A 20434-nucleotide genomic window follows, 5' to 3' on the forward strand; every position below is an offset into this window, starting at 1 on the left:
GGTGGCCAGAGTAATGCTGTCATCGCGCGGCCGAGTGCTACGACCTAATCGTGGGCGCCCACCGGTGCGCCGTCGGAGGAATCGCCATCCGATGTGTTGGCAAGGACGGAGTGGCGGCGGCCGTACGCGAAGTAGACGATCAGGCCCAGGACCATCCAGACGAGGAAACGTAGCCACGTCTCCACCGAGAGGTTGAGCATCAGCCATAGGCAGGCAAGCACGCCGAGGATGGGGATGAGCGGGACCAGTGGGACACGGAAGCCGCGCGGAAGCTCGGGGCGGGTGCGGCGCAGGATGAGGACACCGATGGCGACCAGCACGAAGGCGAAGAGAGTGCCGATATTGACCATCTCTTCGAGGGTGCCGAAGTCCACGAAGCCGGCGAGCGCGGCGCACACGACGCCGACGACGACGGTCAGTCGAACCGGAGTGCCGTTCTTGCCGGTGTGTGCGAGCTGACGCGGCAGCAATCCGTCGCGCGACATCGCGAACAGCACGCGGGTCTGTCCGAGGAACATCACCATGACGACCGTGGTGAGTCCGGCGAGCGCGCCGACGGAGATGATGTTCTTGGTCCAGGTGGCGCCGTGCTCCGCGAAAGCCGTTGCGAGCGTTGCGCGGTCACCGGAAAGCGCGGTGTAGGGCACCATTCCGGTGAGGATCAGCGATACCGCGACATAGAGAATCGTGACGATCACCAGCGAGCCCAGGATGCCGCGCGGCACCGAGCGCTGCGGATTCTTCGTCTCCTCCGCCGTGGTCGCGACGACATCGAAACCGATGAATGCGAAGAACACCAGACTGGCCGCGGCGAGCAGACCGTACCAACCGAAGGTGCTGTGACCGGCGCCGGTGAAATAGGAGAACAGCGACTGGTGCAGCCCCGCTCCTTCCGCGCCGGACTGCGACGGCGGGATGTAGGGCGTCAGGTTCGACTTGTCGAAGTAGGTGGCGCCGACAACGAGTACCACCGCGATAACGCTCAGCTTGATGGCAACGGCCACCGCCGAAACCCGCGAGGACACCTTGGTGCCGACCGCCAACAGCACCCCCAGGACCGCGATGAGCAGGACCGAACCCCAATCGAAGTCGATCGGCCCCAGATGCACGATCGGGGAGTGCGAGCCCATCACTTCACCGAGATACTGCGACCACCCCTTGGCGACCACCGATACCGCGAGCGCGAACTCCAGAATCAGATCCCAGCCGATGATCCACGCGACGAGTTCACCGAAAGTGGCGTAGGAGAAGGTGTACGCACTGCCCGCCACCGGAACGGTCGAGGCGAATTCGGCGTAGCACAGTGCGGTCAACCCGCAGGCGATGGCGGCGAAGACGAAGGCGAGCGAAACCGAAGGACCGGCGACATTGCCCGCGGTCCGCGCGGTGAGCGTGAAGATGCCCGCACCGACGACCACGGCGACACCGAAGATGGTGAGGTCCCAGGCGGTCAGATCCTTGCGCAGTTTCGAATCGGGTTCATCGGTATCCCGGATGGACTGCTCGACCGATTTGGTGCGGAACAGACCGCCCCATCGAGTTCCTGGGGTCACCAACACTATCTCCTTGCTGTAGTCGACGGGTTCTCCGTCGATTTCTCTAATGCACACCGGCCATATGTCGGCTCACCCATGGTGTGAGTGCGACGACGATCAGACCGGCACAGATCGCAACTGCTCCGGTGATGCCGAAGTACGCGAATTCGTGGTCCGCGTCATAGAACCGAGCCAAAGTACCGGACATCGAGGTTCCGATGCCAACAGAGAAGAAGTACAGCGCCATCATCTGGGCACGGAACGCCTCGGGCGCCAACTGCGCGGTGACCGAGAGACCGATCGGGGAGAGCAGCAGCTCGGAAACCGCGAATCCGCCCATGACGAGCAGTACCGCCAATGCCGGCACGGACTTGCCGCTGCTTCCCGAGAACAGCACGAACATCCAGAACGCCAGACCCATGCCGATAACACCGAGGGCGAATTTGTGCGGTGTGCTCGGCGCGCGGTTACCCAGCTTGGTCCACATCAGCGCGAACAGCGGCGACAGGCAGATTATCCACACCGGCTCGACCGAGCCGATCCAGTTCGACGGTGCGGTCCAGCCGAAGATGGTCCACCGCATCCGCTCATCGGAATACACCGCGAGCACCGTGAAGATCTGCTGGAACAGCGACCAGAAGACCGCGTTCGCGATGAACAGCGGAATGAAGGCGCGGACCCGGCTGCGCTCGACCGGTGTCACCTTGGTACTGGTCAGCATGAGCACGAAATAGGCGAGCGAGGTCGCGATGATGACGCCGGTGGTCACCTCGGAGAGGTTGTCCAGGTTCACCAGCCCGGTGCTCAACGCCAGCGCGACCACAATGGCCGCACCGGCCACGATGCCGAGGATCGGCCCGGCGGCATTGCGCGGCAGCGGGTTGGGTACCTGCCTGCCCGCGGTGCCGAGATTGCGCCGGAACACCACATACTGCGTCAGTCCCAGCGCCATGCCCACCGCGGCCGCGGCGAATCCGTAGTGGAAGCCCCAATTCCGTTGCAGCAGACCGGTGAGCAGCGGGCCGACGAAAGCACCGAGGTTGATGCCGAGGTAGAACAGCGTAAAGCCGCCGTCGAAGCGCGGATCGCCCGACCGATAGAGGGTGCCGAGCAGCGAGGACGCATTGGCCTTCAGTCCGCCGCTGCCGAGCGCGACCAGCACCAGGCCGACTCCGACACCGATCGATCCGGGCAGGATCGCCAGCGCGATATGCCCGGCCATCACCACGATGCCGCCGTAGAAGACGGTGCGCTCCATGCCGATCAACCGGTCGGCGATCCACCCGCCGAGCACTGTGGACAGATACACCAGTCCGCCGTACGCGCCGACGATCCCGACCCCGGTGCTCTTCGATAGCCCCAGTCCACCCTCGGTCGTCGAGTAGTACAGGTAGTACCCGAGGATGGTGAGCATTCCGTAGAACGAGAACCGCTCCCAGAGTTCGACTCCGAAGAGGTTGGTCAACCCGATGGGGTGACCGAACAGAGTCCGCTCCCGAACCGGTTGCTCTGCCATTGCTGCGTCGGACATGCTCAGACCATCCCATAACGGCAGGGAATTTCCGGCATCCTGAATAAAGTTTCCCTGCTCACGGCCGATATCGTCGGACAGATTAGCGCGACCGCCGTAGCAATCTGCCTACCGGTGCGTCCACCTTGCCTATGCGCGGCTCCACGCGCCCTTTCAGCGAATTCGAAGCAACGTCGAATATTTGTCGGCCGCGGTCGGTGACCCACAGCACTCGACGAGAAAACCGGAGTATTTCCCGGTAAAGTTCGCCTCGCTGGACGGGGAAACCTCGTTTGTTGGCCGGACGGGGGAACCTGATGAAGCGCTCGAGCGCCCATGCGGCGCTGCTCCTCGCCGTGATCGGCGCGCTGGTGTCGCTGCTCGGCACCGGATGCGCGTCGGTATCGGCGGTGGACGCCGAGCCCATCGTCGGTGCGGTCCAAGAACCTCCCCTGACAGCCAATACGCTGCACGCCGAGCTGCGACTGTCCCCGCTGCGGTGTCAGCTGCCGCCGATCGAGATGAGCGCGGCGGGCCAGCGGCAATTCGTGCAGACCGAGTTGGACTGTTTGACGAAGGCCTGGGATCCGGCCCTGCGTGCCGCGGGCATGAGCCTCGTGCCCCCGCAACTCGTGGTGGTCGACACCGTGACGGCCGGCTGCTCGAAACAGGTCCAGTCCACCGATCCCGCGTTCTATTGCGGCGGCAATGTGTACTGGCCGACCGACGATCCGATCCATCGGGGTTGGGGTTCACAACTCGCGCAGTACCTGATGTTCGTCGTGATGCACGAATACGGCCACCATCTGCAGTCCGCCACCGGCATCCTGCGCACCGCCGATAGGGATATCGATACCGCTGGCGAGAAGTCGCCGCTCGGACTGGAACTCAGTCGACGCATCGAACTCCAGGCCCAATGCCTGGCCGGGGTAATGCTGGCGGCAGCGCAGGCCGGTGGCCTGCTGACCCCGGCCGAGGCCGTTGATTTGATCGATATCCAATCCGATACCGAGGAGGATCCGACGCACGGCACGGGGGTGAACAGTCGGCGCTGGGTCGAATCCGGTTACCGCGCCGCCGCCACGTCATCGTGCAATACCTGGGCGGCCGCACTCGACGAGGTGGAGTGACCCATCGTCGGGGTATTCGCGGATGTCCGCGACAACACCTCAGGCGATGGACAAGGCTATGCCGTCGAGGATGTCGTGTTCGCTGACGATGAGGGCGGAAATGTCGGTACGGCGGGACAGTTCATAGGCGAGCACCTCGGTGATGACGGCGCCGCCACCGATCACGTCGACGCGGCCGGGATGCATGGGGCCGAGGGCGGCGCGCTCGTCGTGGTTCATGCCGATCAGGCGATCGCAGACCTCGCGCACCTGGTCCAGGGTGAGACTGGTGAGATGGACTCGCTCCGAATCGTATTCGGGCAGATCGAGGGCGACAGCGGCGAGAGTGGTCATGGTGCCCGCGACGCCGACCCAGGTGTGCACACCGTCGACCGGCACCTCGGCGAAGGCTTCATCCAGTCGTTCGGTGGCGAATTCCCGTGCGGCGGTGACCTGTTCGGCGGTCGGTGGGTTGCCGGGCAGGCAGCGCTCGGTGATGCGGACACAGCCGATATCGGCGGAGAATGCGGCCCGCACCCCGGTGCTGTCGCCGACGACCAGTTCGGTGGATCCGCCGCCCAGATCGACGACCACGAAAGGCCCTGCCTCGCTGGACAATTCGCCGACCGCACCGGCGAAGGACAGCCGCGCCTCCTCGTCACCGGTAATCACCTCGGCCTCCGCACCGGCCACCACGGTGCCGAGTTCGGCACGGGCCATGGCGAAGAAGTCCTCGCGGTTCGCGGCGTCGCGGGTCGCGGAGGTCGCGACCATCCGCACTCGACCGACCCCTGCATCCCGCATCAGCGCAACATAGTCGGCGAGCGCGATCCTGGTGCGCTCGATCGCCTCCGGCGCAAGCGCCCCCGTCGCATCCACCCCCTGCCCGAGCCGCACAATGCGCATCTCCCGATGCACATCCGCCAACCGCCCATCGCCGAGCACCTCGGCGATCAATAGTCGGATCGAATTCGTCCCGCAATCAACTGCCGCTACCCGATCACTCATGCTCAGCTCCGCTCATATCAGCCCGGTCAAAGCACCACGCCCATGTCATTGCCCGTCGGTCGGGGTATGGGGCGGGTGGTATTTCGGCCAGTCGGCGGGGATTGCGGTACCGCGGAGGCCGTGGTCGGCGGCCATGGCCACCGCTTCGTCGCCGAAGGGGTTGACGCCCGGTCCCTTGGCCAGGGCGTGCGCGATCAGGACGTGCAGGCATTTCACGCGCTCGGGCATGCCGCCGCCGGTGAAATCGGTGCCGAGCGATTCGATCGCATTGCGCTCGGCCAGATAGCTCTCGTGGGCGGCGCGGTAGGCGGCGGCCAATTCCAGGTCGGTGGCGAGGCGTTCGGTCATTTCCCGCATGACGCCCGCGGATTCCTGCCTGCTCGCCTCGGCGGTAAGGCGGGGATCGGTCAGATAGTAGAGGGTCGGGAAGGGGGTACCGTCGGGTAGCCGCGGCGCGGTCTTGACCACCGCGGGCAGCCCGTCCGGGGTGCGGTAGGCAACGGCTAGTACGCCGCGCGGTTCGCGTCCCAGCTGCTTGGCGATGATCTCGAGATCGCGTTCGTTCGGTGCGGTCACCTGGGTCCTTCCGGTGCTGGCTGCGGCGCGGCGGGTGGCCCGGCCGGTGCGACCGCGGCCGCCGGGGCCTGCTGCGGTTGCGAAATACTGCGCCACAGTTCGGTGTACCAGGGCTCGGGCGCCTTCGACTGGGTCGGCGCGGCGGGCGGCGCGGGTGCTTCGATACCGGGCACCTGGACGATATAGGGCGTCTCGCCCGGCATGACCAGCCGCAACCGGTCCCTGGCCTCGGAGCGCACGTACGCCGGATCCTGTTGCTGCGCGCGCCGATCCCGCAACTTGGCGACATCGGCCTCGAGTTCGATGCGCTCCTGCGCCAGGTGTGCGGCCTCGGCGCGCTGGGTGAAATAGGTGCGCAGCGGCACGGCCAACGTCAGCGCGAGTGCGCCGACGACGATGGCCAGGATCACCGCTTTACCGGTAGACAGGCCGAGGATGGTGCGATCGTGCCTGTCCTCGTGTCCGCCGGTGCGCAGCCCTATCTTCTGCGATTTGGCCTTGTCGGCGGATTCGGACCGCCTGCGGGTCGTCCGCTTCGGTGCGGCCGCCGGCGAATCCGCGGCCGGGCGCGATCTGGCAGAGCGCGACGTGCGGCGGTTCCCGCGTCCAGCCGGACTGGATCCACGCGCACGTCGCTCGGTCATGCCGCTCCCCTAGCTGACTAGCCTTCGAACGCGAACCGCGGGAAGGCGACGTCACCCGCGTACCGTGCGGAATCGCCGAGCGCATCCTCGATGCGCAGCAGCTGGTTGTACTTGGCAACGCGCTCGCTGCGCGCCGGGGCACCGGTCTTGATCTGACCGCTGCCGACCGCGACGGCCAGATCGGCGATGGTGGTGTCCTCGGTCTCACCGGACCGGTGGCTCATCATCGTCTTGTAGCCGTTGCGGTGCGCGAGCTCAACGGCATCCAAAGTCTCGGTCAGCGTGCCGATCTGGTTGACCTTCACCAGCAGCGCGTTGGCCGCGCCCTTGGTGATGCCCTCCTCCAGCCGCTCCGGGTTGGTGACGAACAGGTCGTCGCCGACCAGCTGCACCTTGTCACCGATCTGGTCGGTCAGCGCGATCCAGCCGTCCCAGTCGTCCTCCGAGAGCGGGTCCTCGATGGAGACCAGCGGGTAAGCGGTGAGCAGTTCGGCGTAGAACTGCGCCATCTCGGCGGCCGAGCGGATGCTGCCCTCGAACTTGTAACCGTTGCCGGCGGTGTAGAACTCGGTGGCGGCGACATCGAGCGCGAGCGCGACATCGGTGCCCAGCTTCAGACCGGTCTTCGAGATCGCGACACCGATCAGATCGAGTGCTTCCTTGGTGCCCGCGACGGACGGCGCGAAACCGCCCTCGTCACCGAGGCCGGTGGACAGGCCCTTGGACTTCAGTACCGACTTGAGCGCGTGGTACACCTCGGCACCCCAGCGCAGCGACTCCTTGAAGGTAGTCGCGCCGATCGGGGCGACCATGAACTCCTGGACGTCGACGCCACTGTCGGCGTGCGCGCCACCGTTGAGGATGTTCATCATCGGCACCGGAAGCACATGCGCGTTCGGGCCGCCCAGGTAGCGGAACAGCTCCAGGCCCGAGGATTCGGCGGCCGCGCGGGCCACCGCGAGCGAGACGCCGAGCAGGGCGTTCGCACCGAGGCGGGACTTGTCCGGGGTGCCGTCGAGATCCAGCAGAACCTGGTCGACGGTGCGCTGCTCCACCGCGTCCAGGCCGATGACGGCGGGCGCGATCTCGTCGAGCACACCCTCGACGGCCTTCTGCACACCCTTGCCGCCGTAGCGCTCGCCGCCGTCGCGCAATTCGACGGCCTCATGCTCACCGGTAGAGGCACCTGAGGGCACGGCAGCCCGAGTCAGGGTGCCGTCGTCGAGGGCGATCTCGACCTCGACAGTGGGGTTTCCGCGAGAATCGAGGATCTCGCGAGCTCCGACCTGTTCGATGATGGCCACGAAAACGACACTCCTTCGGCTGTTGGCACGGTAGGTCTGACGGGAAGAGCCGTGCGCCTGCGAGCCTAGCGTCCTCGTCGACTGCGCAGTAACCGGCACTCCGACGAATCGCTGCGCACTGTCGCGATGTGCACCCGTAGTTTCCGCCAACGGGTGCTCATGCCCGGCGGCCGACACTGTAGGCGGCGGCGCGATCGCGGACAGTCAACAGATACGCATTCGACTGGTTGTAGGTCAACAGCGCCTGCTGCCAGCCGCGCTCGGAGGTGAGATCGCCACCGCTCGCGCACAGGTAACGGGCCGCCGTGAGCGCGGCGTCATCGATATTCTGCGGATCGGCGACGCCGTCGCCGTTGGCGTCGACACCCCAGCGCTTCCAGGTCTCCGGAATGAATTGCAGTGGGCCCAGCGCCCTGTCGAACTCCGGATCGCCGTCGAGCTTGCCGCCGTCGGTGTCCTCGACCAGTGCCACGCCCGGCGCGCCGTCCAGTGGGATACCGATGATCGGCGGCCGCACGGCGCCTTCGGCGTCGACCGCCGAACCGCGATGGGTGCCGTGCTTACTCTCCACACTGGCGATTCCGGCGATGGTGGTCCATGCGATCCCGCAGTCGGGCCGGGACCGGCCCATGAGCGCCGCGGCATAGCCGTACGCCTCCAATGCGACAGTCGGAATGCCGAGTCTGTCGGATTGCTCGTCGGCCCAATCGCGTAACTGCACGGCGGTGCGGCCGGGCGCATCCAGATCGATCAGCGGCAGCGGTGTGCCGGGGCCGGGCGGGATGCCTTCGGGAATGGGCGGCAGATTGCGTTCGGCACCGCATCCGGCGAGCAGCAGGGTCACCATTGCGGCGGCCAATACGCCGGACAGCTTCGCGAGCACTCCTCCATCATCCAGATCCGAACGACCACCCCCGTGACAGACGCGTCGTGGCGAGCCCAGCGCCATGTAGCCCTCCCCTGCAGACCCCACCCGTGGCGCATGCCCGGTGGTCACGCGCTCCGTGATCCGAGACTACCGAGCGGATCGCCGACGACGCAGCCGCCGATTCGGCCGCGCAGAACTACCGTGCAGTGCGCACAAGCTGTGCGCGGGAAATACCTAACCGAGGAGTTCGCGGGTTGCGATGTGCGCCGGATCGGTGAGGACCGCTGTCGCCGAGCCGGATTCGACAATGCGGCCGTGGTCGAGGACCACCAGGCGGGCGCAGTGACCGATGACCAGGGTCATATCGTGGGTGATCACGAGTAGGCCGCTGTCGCGTTCAGCACGGATGCGATCCAGCAGGAGCATGATCGAAGCAGCGGTGTTGTGGTCGAGGGCCGAGGTGATCTCGTCGCAGACCAGGACGGCAGGCTCGGCCGCGAGCGCTCTGGCAAGTGCCACCCGCTGGCGCTGGCCGCCGGAAAGTTCGTGCGGGTAGCGGGTGGCGAGGTCCGATGCGAGTTCGACCGAGTCGAGCAATTCGGTAATGTGCTGCCCCAGTCGCCGTTTCGGTACTCCACCGATTCGGCGTAGCGGGCGGCCGAGGGTCTGGGCGACGGTGCGCCGGGGGTTGAGCGCGGAGCGCGGATTCTGCGTGACAAGCTGAATACCATTGCGGCCGTTACGAGCTCGCCGACCGAGGTCCACCGGGATCGACTCACCTCGCAGTTCCAGTGATCCGGCCACTTCCCGATGCAGTCCTGCGATGACGCGGGCGAGAGTGGTCTTCCCCGCGCCGGACGCCCCGACGATCGCCAGTGCCGCGCCGCCCGGCAGCACGAAATCGATATCGGCCAATACTTCGTGCCCGCCGATCGAGGCACCGATACCCTGCGCACGCAGTACCGGTTCCGCAGCCGACTCGACTGTCCTCGACCGCACCGCAACAGCGCCTTCGCCCGGCCGCGGAGCCGAACTTCCGTTATCGACCGCTCGGCCGAGTCGCCGCGCCGAAGCCGTCCCCATCCACACGATCGAGGTAGTCCCCCCGTTCGGTCGCGGTGAATTCGACACACGATGCACCGCGCCCAGTTCGATCACGTCATCGGCGATGGCATGGATAGTCGCGGTGTCATGGCCGGACAACAAGATTGCCGCAGCGCGCTGTGCCGCGATATCGGCGAGCAGACGGGCGATTTCGGTACGGAGCGAACCGTGCAGACCGGCCAGGGGTTCATCGAGAACGACGATCCCGGTGTGGCGAACCAGCGCACGCGCGAGAGCGACTCGACGCTGCTGACCGCCGGAGAGTTCACCGGGACGACGGCGCAGGTGTTCATCGGTCAGACCGACCAGCGCCAGGGTTTCGGGGACGGCCGCAGCGGGGTGGCGGACCTCGTCGAGCAGGGCCCGTACCCGCATCAATGGATTGAGAGCCGAGCCGGGGTCCTGTCCGACATAGGCGATATGATCACGTCGTAACCGTTGCAGCGCAGCAGGATTCAATGCGAATACGTCCTGCCCCGCCACCACGGCCGAACCCGCGGATCGCCGGGCTCCCGCTGGCAAATGCCCGAGCAGTGCCCGCATCAGCGTGGTCTTGCCCGAACCCGATGGACCGGTAAGCGCGGTAACCTTACCTGTCGCAACGCTGAAACTGGTGGGCTCGAACAACTCCTGACCATCCGATCCGCATACCGCCAACGCATCGACGACCACAGACGCATTCATCCCTGCTCCTCCAGCGCATTGCCCGCGACCGGCTCGCGCGGGTCGACACGTGCTTGCCCCAGTGACTCGGAACCGCGCGTCCTCCGTATCGCGAATCGTCGCGGACGGTGCTGATCGAACGAGGTCACCGCGAGATTCACGCTGACCGCGACCACCGCGATCGCCAGACTCGGCGCCAGCACGGACCAGGGGTTGAGCAGCATGCCGGAGGAGTTCTCGCGCACCATGACCGCCCAGTTGCTCGCTCCGAGTGTGGTCGGCAGTTGCAGGAACGATGCGGTGCTGACCACGTACACGCCCTCGACGAAACGGAGGCCGAGTTGGGCCGCCGATACCTCACGCAGATTCGGAATCACCTCACGAAATACCAAGTGCGGCAGAGTTTCACCGCTGGCCTGGGCGGCTTCGACATAGCCGCTCGCCGCGACACCGGCGGCGGCCGCCGCGAAAACTCTCGCGCAGTACGGAGTTCCGAAGAGCAGAGCCACCACGACAAGCCCGTAGCCGCCCGCATCCGGCCACGCGGTCAGTACCAGCAAGATCCCGAGCACCGCCGGGAGCAGAATCGCGAAATCGGCGACGCCCTCGATCAATACACCGACCCGAGGGCGCAGTGCCGCGATCGCGCCGAGCACGCACGACAGCACCGTCACCGCGATCGCGATCACACCCGCCAGCAATAGCAGACCCCAACCGCCATAGAGCAGTTGGGCCAGCACATCCCGGCCGAGCCGGTCGGTGCCCAACACCGAATCCGCACCCGGCCGCGCGAACGGTATCCCGACCGCCTCCTCGGCCGGGCGAGTCGCCAGACTCGGCCCGAGCGCGGCAGCGACGACCAGCACCAGCGCGGGCGTAACCGTGAGGCATCTGCGCACCTGTGACCTCCCGATCCGAATCGTCGGAATCCGCTGCGCGCCGGTCATATCCGCCCCCGGGCTGCCCAGGCCCGAATACCGTCCGCCAGCGCCAGCATCGCCATGATGACCACCCCGGTCAGCGCGACTACCGCGGCGATCAACGAGGTATCCCGATCGGCCACCGATCCAGCGAGCACCGCACCGAGGCCCGGATAGTTGAAGATGGTCTCCACCACCAGCGCACCCCCGAGCAGCATGCCGACGGTGGTCGCGAAGCTCGCCACAATCGTCGGCAGCGCGAACGGCAGCACGTGCCGGATCAGCACGAGTATGGTCGAAAGTCCGTCCAACACAGCACTTTCCACATGCGGCGAGCGCGCCGAATCCAGCAGCGCAGCCCGCACCACCCGGGTATTCCAGCCGATCTGCGGTATCGCCAGTGCGAGCACCGGCAGCACCAGCATGTCGGGAGCGGCCGGAAATCCGGAACGCCCGGTAATCGTGACGGCGGGCAGCCAACCGAGTGCCAACGAGAACACCAGGATCAACAAGGTCGCGATGACGAACTCCGGAATCGCCGTCGCCGCGGCGGTTGTCGGCTGCAGGAACCGAGAGGCAAGGCCGCGCCGCCCCGCCCACCAGCCGCCGAGCAGCAGCGACGCGACGACCGTGACCAGGAAGGCGAGTCCGCCGAGCAGCAGCGTCGGCGGAAACTTGTCGGCCAGTAGTTCATTGATCGATCGTCCGCGCGCCGTGCGACCGAAATCCCCGGTCGCCACACCGGATATCCATTCGAGAAACCGCACCGGCAGCGGATGGTCGAGGCCCAGTTCGTGCTCCTTCGCCGCGACCTGGTCCGCGGTCGCATCGCGGCCGAGCACCACGCGGGCGGCATTGCCCGGCAGCAGATCGACGGCCGCGAACACCGTCGCCAGCAGCGCGACCAGCAGGACCACGCGCCGGATGAGGAGCCGGGCGAAGAACATCACTCCGCGAGCCAGGCTCGTTCCAACTGCACCCTCGCGAAGCCGCCGAGGGTCGGCACATCACGCACCCGCGACGCCGCGATATCGATGCCGTCGGCCATGCCCCACACCAGATAGCCGCCGCGGGTGTACTGAATCCGCTGCACATCACGGCAGGCTGCCGCGTACTCCGAGTCATCCGGCGCGGCAATGGCTTTCGCGGTGGCCGCATCGAATTCAGCATCCTTGAAGGCGGTTTCGTTGCGATTGGATGCCGAGGACATCAGTTTGGTCGCGAAGAACAGCGTCGAATCATTGGTACCCCACGAGACCGTGTACAGCGGTGCCTTCAACCAGGTCTGGTCATAGAAGGTATTCGACTCCTGTGTCACGACATCGAGGCGCAGCCCGATATCGGCCAGCTGGGTGGCGATCACCTTCGCCGATTCGACCTCGCCCGGCGCCTCGGCCTTGGTGCGGAACTGGTAGCTGTGCCCGGTATCGAATCCGGCATCGCGCAGCAGCGCCTTCGCCCGGTCCACATCGCGGGCTCGTTGCGCAATGGTGTTGTCGTACCAGGGATCACCGGTGCCGAGGATATCGTTCGCCACGGTGCCATAGCCCGAATGCACCTGAGCGACCAGGGCCTTGCGATCGACGCCCAACCGAATCGCCTCGCGCACCCGCGCATCGGCGAACGGCCCGTCGGAGGTCCGCATCGCGACCCCGACCATGGTGTCGTTCGACCGCCGCACCACCCGCAGATCACCGCGGCCCTCGGCGGTACGTCCCGCGATCGCACCGACATTCGAGGCCAGATCGATCTGCCCGCCGAGCACCGCATTCCCCAACGCCGTCACGCTGTCGAACATGGTGACCTCGATGGCGTCCAGCAGCGGCGCCGGACCGTACCACCGATCGTTGCGTACCAGCCGGGCATTGCCACCCTGATAGGACTCCAACCGGAACGGCCCGGTGCCGATGGCCTTGGTGAAATCGGTGGTGTCCTTCTTCGCCGTGAAGGTCATCAAGCGAACCAGCAGCGGCAGTTGGGAATTCGGTTCCGGCACCGCGATGACCACGCGGTTCGGCCCGTCCGCGGTGATGTCCGCGACGTCGGCGGGCATTTTCGACGCACCGCCGACGGTCCGCAGACGACGCAGCGACCACACCACATCATCGGCGGTGACCGGGGTTCCGTCATGGAAGGTCGCGCCGTCGGCAATGGTGAAACTCCAGCGGCGCCGCTGTGCATCGGCTTCCCACCGACTGGAAAGGCGCGCAGCAACATTCGGGTTCGCGCCCGGTACCGTAAGCGCGTCGTACACCAGTGAGGTGATGAGGAAATCACTGTCGTTGCTGAGATTCGCATGCGGATCGCGTTCGATCCGCGCCGCGCTGCCGAGCGCACCGACCCGCAGGGTGCCACCGCGCCGTGCGGTGCCGTCCGCAGTGCCGCCGTCCGAGCACGCGGCGACCAACAGCACCGCGCCGACGCCGAGTCCCGATCGCAGGAGTTGTCGTCGATTCCATTCCATGGTGCTGCCTTCCTCGAAAACTACGAGCCACCCGCGCGCGACCGCGAAACCTAGCGAATCTAGCTAGGACAGGCTAGCCTAATAGGGTTCCGGCCGTTAAGTTTTGCCGCACCACAGCTATCAGTCGCCACCCCGAGACGATGCCGCAGATCAGCTACAGCCGGCTGCGGCGGACTCCGCTTCCAGTTCGTGCACGTTCGCAATTCCACGACCCGCTTAGGTAAGGCTTGCTTAACGTGGCCGGAAGCACTAGCTTCGCAGATCGAATCGTCATACCCCCGCTTTTCGACCCGATGCGAAGAAGGGATTCCTGGTGAAAGGCGTTCTCTCCGAACGTAAGACGCTTCACCCACTGGATATCGAACGGCGCGAGCTGCCGGCCACCGCCGGACATGCGGTACGCGCACTCGCCCGTGAGATATGTATCACGCTCGACTCCCGGCCCGACGGCACAGCCGATACCGCGCGCACGCTGACCGATCCGGCATTGCTCGAGCAGATCGATGCGCGCATCGGCGAGGTGCCCGATGCGGTACGCATCGCCATGCGCCCGCCCGCCACCGTGGCCGGTGCAACCATCGTCGGCAGCCTGCCGTTGACCGATGCCGAATTCGGCCCGACCCCGCCGAGCTGGGTCGATGCTGCCCGCTGGAGTGGTGAATCCGACCGACGCGCAAGCTCATTCGAGCTCGATATCGTGATGCTGCTGCTCGCCCGCAGCGCGGGTGAACCGTTCGGCTGGCAGGGCCAGCAGGGCGGGCGGCTGGTCAACAACATCGTGCCCTCCCCCGGCCACGAACACGAGCAATCCGGTGCCAGTAGCAAAGCCCTGCTCAGCCCGCATACCGAGGACGCGTTCCACCCGGATCGGGCCAACCTGCTGATGCTGGCCTGTCTGCGCAATCCGGACGGCGTCGGCACCACCGTGTCCTCGGTGCGCCGGGCCGAACTATCCGACGACGAACGCCGGACGCTCGGGACGCCGACCCTGCCGATCCTGCCCGATGTCTCCTACGGCACCGGTCACGAGCGCTATTCCGCAAGCCCGTTGCCGACGCTGTGGAGCACCGAATCAGCCGACAGCACAGCAGATTTGACGCTTCGCTACGATCCGGCATACACCCCGCTCGACAATGCCGATGCCGAATTCCGGCTCGCGTACGCGCGCCTCACCGCGGAGCTCGAGCGCGTCTGCGTCACCGCCACGCTCGCCCCCGGCGAGCTATTACTGGTGGACAATGACGTGGCCGTACACGGTCGGGTACCGTTCACCGCGCGCTACGACGGCACCGATCGCTGGCTCAAGCGCGTCAATGTCCGCCTGCCCGAACGACGACGGCGGGCCGCCGAGGCCGACGAAAATGGTTATGGGCAACGGATCGTCGCCCCGTTCCGAGCGGCAAGCAACCCGCTCGCGATCGACGGTGTACCGGCACGGGCTACCACCCGGACCGCAGTAAGGCTGGATACGACACAACATGATCGAGGAACCGTTGAGCACTCGTGACCGGAGCACACCACTACGTGTGCTGAGCCGCAGCGACCTCGCGGACGTGCCCATCACGCCCGCCGATGTGGTGCGCGCAGTGGAGGATGCGTATCTCGCCTTCGCCGCAGGTGATTCGGATAATCCACGCAAACTCAGCGTCGCGAATCCGGACGGCTGGTCGGTGGCCTACGCCATGCTCGGGCGCGACGGCCGTCGCCGGGTGGTCGCGATGAAGACCTCCTACAAATTCGATCCGGGACACGACCGCAGCACCAAGCGCTACTACACGACCATCACGCTCTACGACGACAGCACGGGCGCGCCGATCGCCATGATGGACTGTGCCAGGGTCGGCGCACTGCGCACCCCGGCGGTTTCGGCGCTGCTGGTGCGCGAGACCGCCCGCCGCGGCGCGGAGAGCGTGCTGCTGATCGGCACCGGTACCCAGGGCCGAAATGCGCTGCCGCACTTGCTCGCCGCCAATCCACAGCTGCGCAAGCTGATGCTCTACGGGACACATCCGGAGGGGCTGGCGGCCGTGCGCGACCACCTCGCCACGTATTATCCGCACGCATTGCTCGAGACCGTCGAGGATCCGCGTGCCGCCGCAGGCACCGCCGATGTGGTGTTGGCGACGGCGGGGCCGGGTACCGAGGTCGCGATCGAATCCGAGGATCTCGCACCGGGATCCACCGTTGTGCTCGTCGGCTACGGATTGGCGCCGTCCACGCTGGTCGAGGCCGATCGAGTAATCGCGACCAGTGCCGAGCAGATGGCCTTGACCGGCACCGATATGGCCGGTCCCGACGGGAGGTTACGCACCGTCGACGCCGAACTGCCGCAGATCCTGAGTCGCCGTGCGATCGCCCGGCGCTCCGACGACGAGCGGATCTTCGTCTACAACAGCGGGTTGGTGCTGACCGATATCGCCGTCGCGCACGCACTCGCCGAACGCGCCATTGCCGAGGGCCGCGGCACGGAGGTGCCCCTGTGGGACTAGACATCAGCGCCGTCGAGTTCGACAAGAAGGTGCACACCCCCGGCACCGCCGAACCCGACGGCACGCTGCTGTTCGACAACGGCTCGACCCGTGACAAGGTCAAACTCGGCGAGCATCCGTCGAGTACCGAAAATGCTCCCGATCCCGCGGTACTGGCGGCAGTGCAGGGGCTGCTGAACATCTGCGCGCCAGCCCTGCCCGCGCGCACCGACGACTGGGAGCGCAGGCTGCTCGCCGATCCGAATCTGCTCGGCGATATCGCCTTTGCGATCGGCGGACCATTCCATCTGATGTATCCGCCGCGGGTCGCGGTGAATATCAACGGGTTCCAGCGGACCTTCGAACAGACCGGTGTGGACGGGATCGTCTACTACGGCAAGAAGGCCAACAAGGCGGCCTGTGTGGCTCGTGCCTGCGCCGAATATGGTGCGGGCGTTGATGTTTCCAGTGTCGGCGAACTGAAGGCCGCACTGTCACAAGGTATTCGCGGTGACGAGCTGATGATCACCGGTCCCGCCAAATCCGATGATCTGCTGTGGCTGGCGGTGCGGCACCGCGCTTTGCTCGCCGTGGACAGCCTCGACGAGCTCCACAGATTGGCTGCATGCACCACCCCGACCACCGCGGCGCGCGTACTGCTTCGGGTACTGCCCGATGGATCGGCGAGCCGATTCGGCATGACCGCCGAGGAATTGGACCGGGCGATTTCGGTGATCGGCGCCTCCGGCACGGTCGGCCACGAATCGATTCGCCTGCAGGGCTTCAGCTTCCACCTCTCCGGCTACGACGCCGTCGCACGCGCCGAACAGGCCGACGAATTGATCGCCCGCTGCCTGGATGCGCGCAAACTGGGCCATCCGGCCACCACCATCTCCATCGGCGGTGGATTCGGCGTCGACTATGTGTCCGCGAGCGCCTGGTCGGAGTTCACCGAACATGCGAACGGCCAGTGGTTCCATGCGGGGAAGTCCTTCGACTCGTACTACCCGTACCACTTCCCGACCCCGGGTCCGGCCATGCTCACCGCCGTTCTCGAACACAACGCACTCGCGGAACGGTTGCGCGACAACGCTATCCGGCTCGCCATCGAACCCGGCCGGGCACTGCTCGACCGCGCCGGATCCAGCGTCTTCCGGGTGCAGGGCAGCAAGACCCGCCATGTCGACGGTCACCCCTACCAACTGCTCACCGTCGACGGCACCAGCCTGAGCCTGTCCGAGCAATGGTTCGACAGTGAATACCTCCCCGATCCCATACTCTGGCCGCCGCGCCCCGGCGAACTCACCCCGACCTGTGTCGGCGCGGCCAGCTGTCTGGAGTCCGACATGCTCAGCTGGCGGCGCATCCCGCTACCGCGCCGCGCCGAGGTCGGCGATCTGCTGATCTATCCGAATACCGCCGGTTACCAGATGGATTCGAACGAATCGGCCTTTCACGAACTGCCGATTCCGCCGAAGGTGGTGCTGCACGACACCGACGATCGACTCCGCTGGACGCTCGACGCCGGATAATCCGGCACCCCATTCGACCAATACCCTTACGGCCCGAACGAGGAGACCTCCATGCCGCTCGTCACGCGCGTGACGGATCTGATCGGTCGCACCCCGCTATTCGAACTGGCGGCCACCGCGACCGGTACCCGGCTGCTGCTCAAACTCGAGCAGTTCAATCCGACGGGTGCGGCCAAGATCAGGATGGCGCGCGCGATGGTCGACGATGCCGAGCGTCGCGGTTTGCTGAGCGATGGCGGGCATATTATCGAGTCGACATCCGGGAATACCGGGCTCGGCCTCGCGGTAGTAGCCGCCGAACGTGGATATCGCTTCACCGCCGTGGTCGATCACCACGCATGTAAGGACAAATTGCGCGCGATGCGAGCAATGGGTGCGGAATTGGTATTCGTCGCCGATGACGGCGACGACAATCTGGCCACCTCGGCGCGGGAAGATCTGGCCGAGGCGATGGCGGCCGGGTTGTCGGACGCGTACTTCACCGAACAGCACAACAACGACGCGAACGCGGTCGGGTACTACGCGGTCGCCGAAGAATTGCTGGAGGACGTGGAGCGCGTCGATATCCTGCTCTCCGCGGTGGGCACCGGCGGTTCGCTGTTCGGCACCGCGACCCGGCTGCGCCAACTCGGCTGCACGCCACGGGTGATCGGTGTGGAGCCCGTTGGTTCGATCGCCTTCGGCGGCCAGGGCGGTCCGTACTGGCAGTCCGGCACCGGCACCCCGCCCGGCGCCACCATCGGCACCGCCGTGGACTATTCGCTGCTCGATGAGGGCGTCAAGGTCTCCGATATCGCGGCCTTCGCCACCGCCCGCGCGGTCGCGGCCGAACTCGGCCTGATGATCGGCGGCTCCGCGGGCGGCTCGGTGCACGCCGCACTGACCCGCCTCGAGGAGTTCCCGCCCGGCTCGACCGTGGTCACCATCGTCTGCGACGGCGGGGAAAAGTATCTCGACACCGTTTTCGACGACGAGTGGATGCGCGAACGCGATCTCCTCGACGCCGCCACCGAACGCGACGTACACGCCATGCTCGACCGCTACGCCCCCACGCGACGCGATCAACTCGTGGATGCCCGATGAGGGATCCGCGCGCCGGGCTCGGAGCTTTCGATGCACAGCGGGACGCTTGCGCAACACCCCGTGCGCCTGAAATGATCACCTTGTTAGGTTTACCTAACCTCAATCTGTCCAACCTGAATGTGCGGGCTCAGCGACGAGTTGGGATGGGACCAGTGGCGATCGGTTTCGGGATTCGACCGGTGGAGGTGCGATGGTGAATCTGGCCACCTTCCGTGCCGATGGGCGACAGCTCACCGCACTGGCCGCACCGATCGCGCTCACCCAACTCGCGCAGATCGCGGTGTCCACCACCAATATCGCGCTGATGGGCACACTCGGCGTGCGCGAGGTCGCCGCGGGCGGGCTGGCGATGGTGCTGTTCAACCAGATTCGCACCATGTGCGTCGGGCTGATCACCGGGACCGGAAATCAGATCGCTTCCTCGGTGAGTGCGGCGGACAAGCGTGGCGAATCGGCGGATGGCGAGGTCCGCGATATCGTCCGGTCGAGTTTCCTGATCGCCACCTTCGCCGGAATCATCGGCGGCGCAGTTCTGATCGGACTCGGCTGGGCGCTGCGATGGCTCGGCCAGGACGCGGGCGTACTCGCCGACGCGCGGCCGCTGATGCTCGCGCTCGCGCCGGGACTGCTGCCCTGCCTGTGGTTCCAAGTGCTGCGGCAGTACACGGTCGGTATGCAGCGTCCGCAGGCGCTGCTGCTGGTCACACTCGGCTCGGTGGCGCTGAATCTGGTACTTGCCCTTACCTTCATGCACGGTTGGGTCGGATTGCCCGCACTCGGACTGACCGGCATCGGCGTCGCGACCTCACTGGTCTTCCTGATCACCTTCGGCGTCTTCTTCGCGATGGTGCGCGCCGACGCGGAACTCGGCGCCACCCTGCCGCTACGTCCGTGGCCGCTGCACATGCCGACCATCCGGGCCGAACTGAAGCTCGGTGCGCCGATCGCGCTCACCTACGGTTCGGAGGCGGGCATGTTCTCCGTGCTCGCGCTGGTGATGGGCAGCATCGGACCGGCCGCACTGGCCGCGCACAATGTGGTCTACCAGATCATCTATATCGTCTTCCAGGTCGCGATCGGCCTGTCCCACGGCGCGTCCATCCTGGTCAGCCATGCCATCGCGCGCGACGAATACGGCCATGCCCGTGCACTGGCCTGGCTGGCGCTGCAGCACGCGGGCATCGTCGCCGCGGTCACCGGCGTGGTCTATATCGCCGCTCCGAAGCTTGTGCTGAGCCCCTTCCTCGAACCTGGCGATACCGCGACGATCGGGCTGGCCCGCTCGCTGCTGCTCATCGGCATCGTGCTCCAATTCTTCGATGCCGCACAGAACATCGGCACCGGTCTGCTGCGCGGTCTGAAGGAGACCAAGGCGGGCTTCCGCCTGTCCCTGGTCGGTTACTGGGTCGTCGGCCTACCCACCGCCCTGCTGCTGGCCTTTCCGCTCGGCCTCGGCGCCGCCGGCGTCTGGTGGGGCCTCACCGCGGGCCTGGCCAGTACCGCCGCGCTGATGCTGCGCCGATACTTCGCGCTGCTCGACACCGCCGCCTCCGCCCACCCCCATGCCATCCCACAATCCCTACCCACCCCATCCTGACCTCGTAGAATACGGACCGACTGGGCGGCGGAAAGTGTTGTGCAGCAAC

Annotated in this window: 17 protein-coding genes; 6 read left to right on the forward strand and 11 right to left on the reverse strand. The window is 66.3% G+C overall.

Features of this window, described 5'->3' with window-relative positions:
• Positions 1 to 44 precede the first annotated feature (44 nt).
• Entirely contained in the window at positions 45 to 1553 is a 1509-nt protein-coding gene (locus tag AB0L58_RS10385; RefSeq protein ID WP_364384220.1) for an amino acid permease, read from the reverse strand.
• A gap of 46 nt (positions 1554 to 1599) precedes the next feature.
• Positions 1600 to 3066: a peptide MFS transporter gene (locus AB0L58_RS10390; protein WP_364384222.1), complete on the reverse strand. Its 1467-nt coding sequence runs from the start codon at positions 3064 to 3066 to the stop codon at positions 1600 to 1602.
• 296 nt (positions 3067 to 3362) lie between these two features.
• On the opposite strand from AB0L58_RS10390, the gene AB0L58_RS10395 reads away from it, so the two are divergent.
• Positions 3363 to 4175, forward strand: coding sequence for a neutral zinc metallopeptidase (locus AB0L58_RS10395; RefSeq protein WP_364384225.1), 813 nt, complete (start codon positions 3363 to 3365; stop codon positions 4173 to 4175).
• A gap of 39 nt (positions 4176 to 4214) precedes the next feature.
• On the opposite strand, the gene AB0L58_RS10400 is transcribed toward AB0L58_RS10395, so the two are convergent.
• The 9 genes from AB0L58_RS10400 to AB0L58_RS10440 form a co-directional block, all read right to left on the reverse strand.
• Positions 4215 to 5162, reverse strand: a complete 948-nt coding sequence (locus tag AB0L58_RS10400) for a Ppx/GppA phosphatase family protein (RefSeq protein WP_364384228.1) — start codon at positions 5160 to 5162, stop codon at positions 4215 to 4217.
• A gap of 45 nt (positions 5163 to 5207) precedes the next feature.
• Positions 5208 to 5738: a DUF501 domain-containing protein gene (locus tag AB0L58_RS10405; protein WP_364384231.1), complete on the reverse strand. Its 531-nt coding sequence runs from the start codon at positions 5736 to 5738 to the stop codon at positions 5208 to 5210.
• Positions 5735 to 6382, reverse strand: coding sequence for a septum formation initiator family protein (locus AB0L58_RS10410; protein ID WP_364384234.1), 648 nt, complete (start codon positions 6380 to 6382; stop codon positions 5735 to 5737). Before AB0L58_RS10410 ends, AB0L58_RS10405 begins: the two co-directional genes overlap by 4 nt.
• A 17-nt stretch (positions 6383 to 6399) precedes the next feature.
• Complete coding sequence (eno, locus tag AB0L58_RS10415) at positions 6400 to 7686, reverse strand: phosphopyruvate hydratase (protein WP_364384237.1); 1287 nt, start codon at positions 7684 to 7686, stop codon at positions 6400 to 6402.
• A 157-nt stretch (positions 7687 to 7843) separates the two neighbouring features.
• Positions 7844 to 8533: a lytic murein transglycosylase gene (locus AB0L58_RS10420; RefSeq protein WP_364384591.1), complete on the reverse strand. Its 690-nt coding sequence runs from the start codon at positions 8531 to 8533 to the stop codon at positions 7844 to 7846.
• A gap of 255 nt (positions 8534 to 8788) precedes the next feature.
• Positions 8789 to 10342 (reverse strand): ATP-binding cassette domain-containing protein, encoded by a 1554-nt coding sequence (locus AB0L58_RS10425; protein ID WP_364384240.1) that lies wholly within the window; start codon positions 10340 to 10342, stop codon positions 8789 to 8791.
• Positions 10339 to 11220: an ABC transporter permease subunit gene (locus AB0L58_RS10430; protein ID WP_364384243.1), complete on the reverse strand. Its 882-nt coding sequence runs from the start codon at positions 11218 to 11220 to the stop codon at positions 10339 to 10341. Before AB0L58_RS10430 ends, AB0L58_RS10425 begins: the two co-directional genes overlap by 4 nt.
• A 44-nt stretch (positions 11221 to 11264) precedes the next feature.
• On the reverse strand, positions 11265 to 12188 hold the full coding sequence (locus AB0L58_RS10435; RefSeq protein ID WP_364384594.1) for an ABC transporter permease: 924 nt from the start codon (positions 12186 to 12188) through the stop codon (positions 11265 to 11267).
• A complete protein-coding gene (locus AB0L58_RS10440; protein ID WP_364384246.1) occupies positions 12188 to 13705 on the reverse strand; it encodes an ABC transporter substrate-binding protein in 1518 nt (505 codons plus the stop codon). Before AB0L58_RS10440 ends, AB0L58_RS10435 begins: the two co-directional genes overlap by 1 nt.
• A 313-nt stretch (positions 13706 to 14018) precedes the next feature.
• Between AB0L58_RS10440 and AB0L58_RS10445 the strand changes: the two genes are divergently transcribed.
• The 5 genes from AB0L58_RS10445 (at position 14019) to AB0L58_RS10465 (ending at position 20385) form a co-directional block, all read left to right on the forward strand.
• Positions 14019 to 15212 (forward strand): TauD/TfdA family dioxygenase, encoded by a 1194-nt coding sequence (locus AB0L58_RS10445; protein ID WP_364384249.1) that lies wholly within the window; start codon positions 14019 to 14021, stop codon positions 15210 to 15212.
• Positions 15184 to 16194 (forward strand): ornithine cyclodeaminase family protein, encoded by a 1011-nt coding sequence (locus tag AB0L58_RS10450; RefSeq protein ID WP_364384252.1) that lies wholly within the window; start codon positions 15184 to 15186, stop codon positions 16192 to 16194. Before AB0L58_RS10445 ends, AB0L58_RS10450 begins: the two co-directional genes overlap by 29 nt.
• The gene (locus tag AB0L58_RS10455; protein WP_364384255.1) at positions 16185 to 17705 is read left to right on the forward strand and encodes a Y4yA family PLP-dependent enzyme; all 1521 of its coding nucleotides are present in this window, start codon (positions 16185 to 16187) and stop codon (positions 17703 to 17705) included. The genes AB0L58_RS10450 and AB0L58_RS10455 overlap by 10 nt, the downstream gene beginning before the upstream one ends.
• Positions 17706 to 17756: 51 nt before the next feature.
• Positions 17757 to 18788 carry a cysteine synthase family protein gene (locus AB0L58_RS10460; protein ID WP_364384258.1) on the forward strand — a complete coding sequence of 344 codons (1032 nt, stop codon included), beginning with the start codon at positions 17757 to 17759 and terminating at the stop codon, positions 18786 to 18788.
• Between the two features lie 190 nt (positions 18789 to 18978).
• Positions 18979 to 20385 carry an MATE family efflux transporter gene (locus tag AB0L58_RS10465; protein ID WP_364384261.1) on the forward strand — a complete coding sequence of 469 codons (1407 nt, stop codon included), beginning with the start codon at positions 18979 to 18981 and terminating at the stop codon, positions 20383 to 20385.
• Positions 20386 to 20434 lie beyond the last annotated feature (49 nt).

This window comes from Nocardia sp. NPDC052112 (genome assembly GCF_040680135.1).
Lineage (GTDB): Bacteria > Actinomycetota > Actinomycetes > Mycobacteriales > Mycobacteriaceae > Nocardia.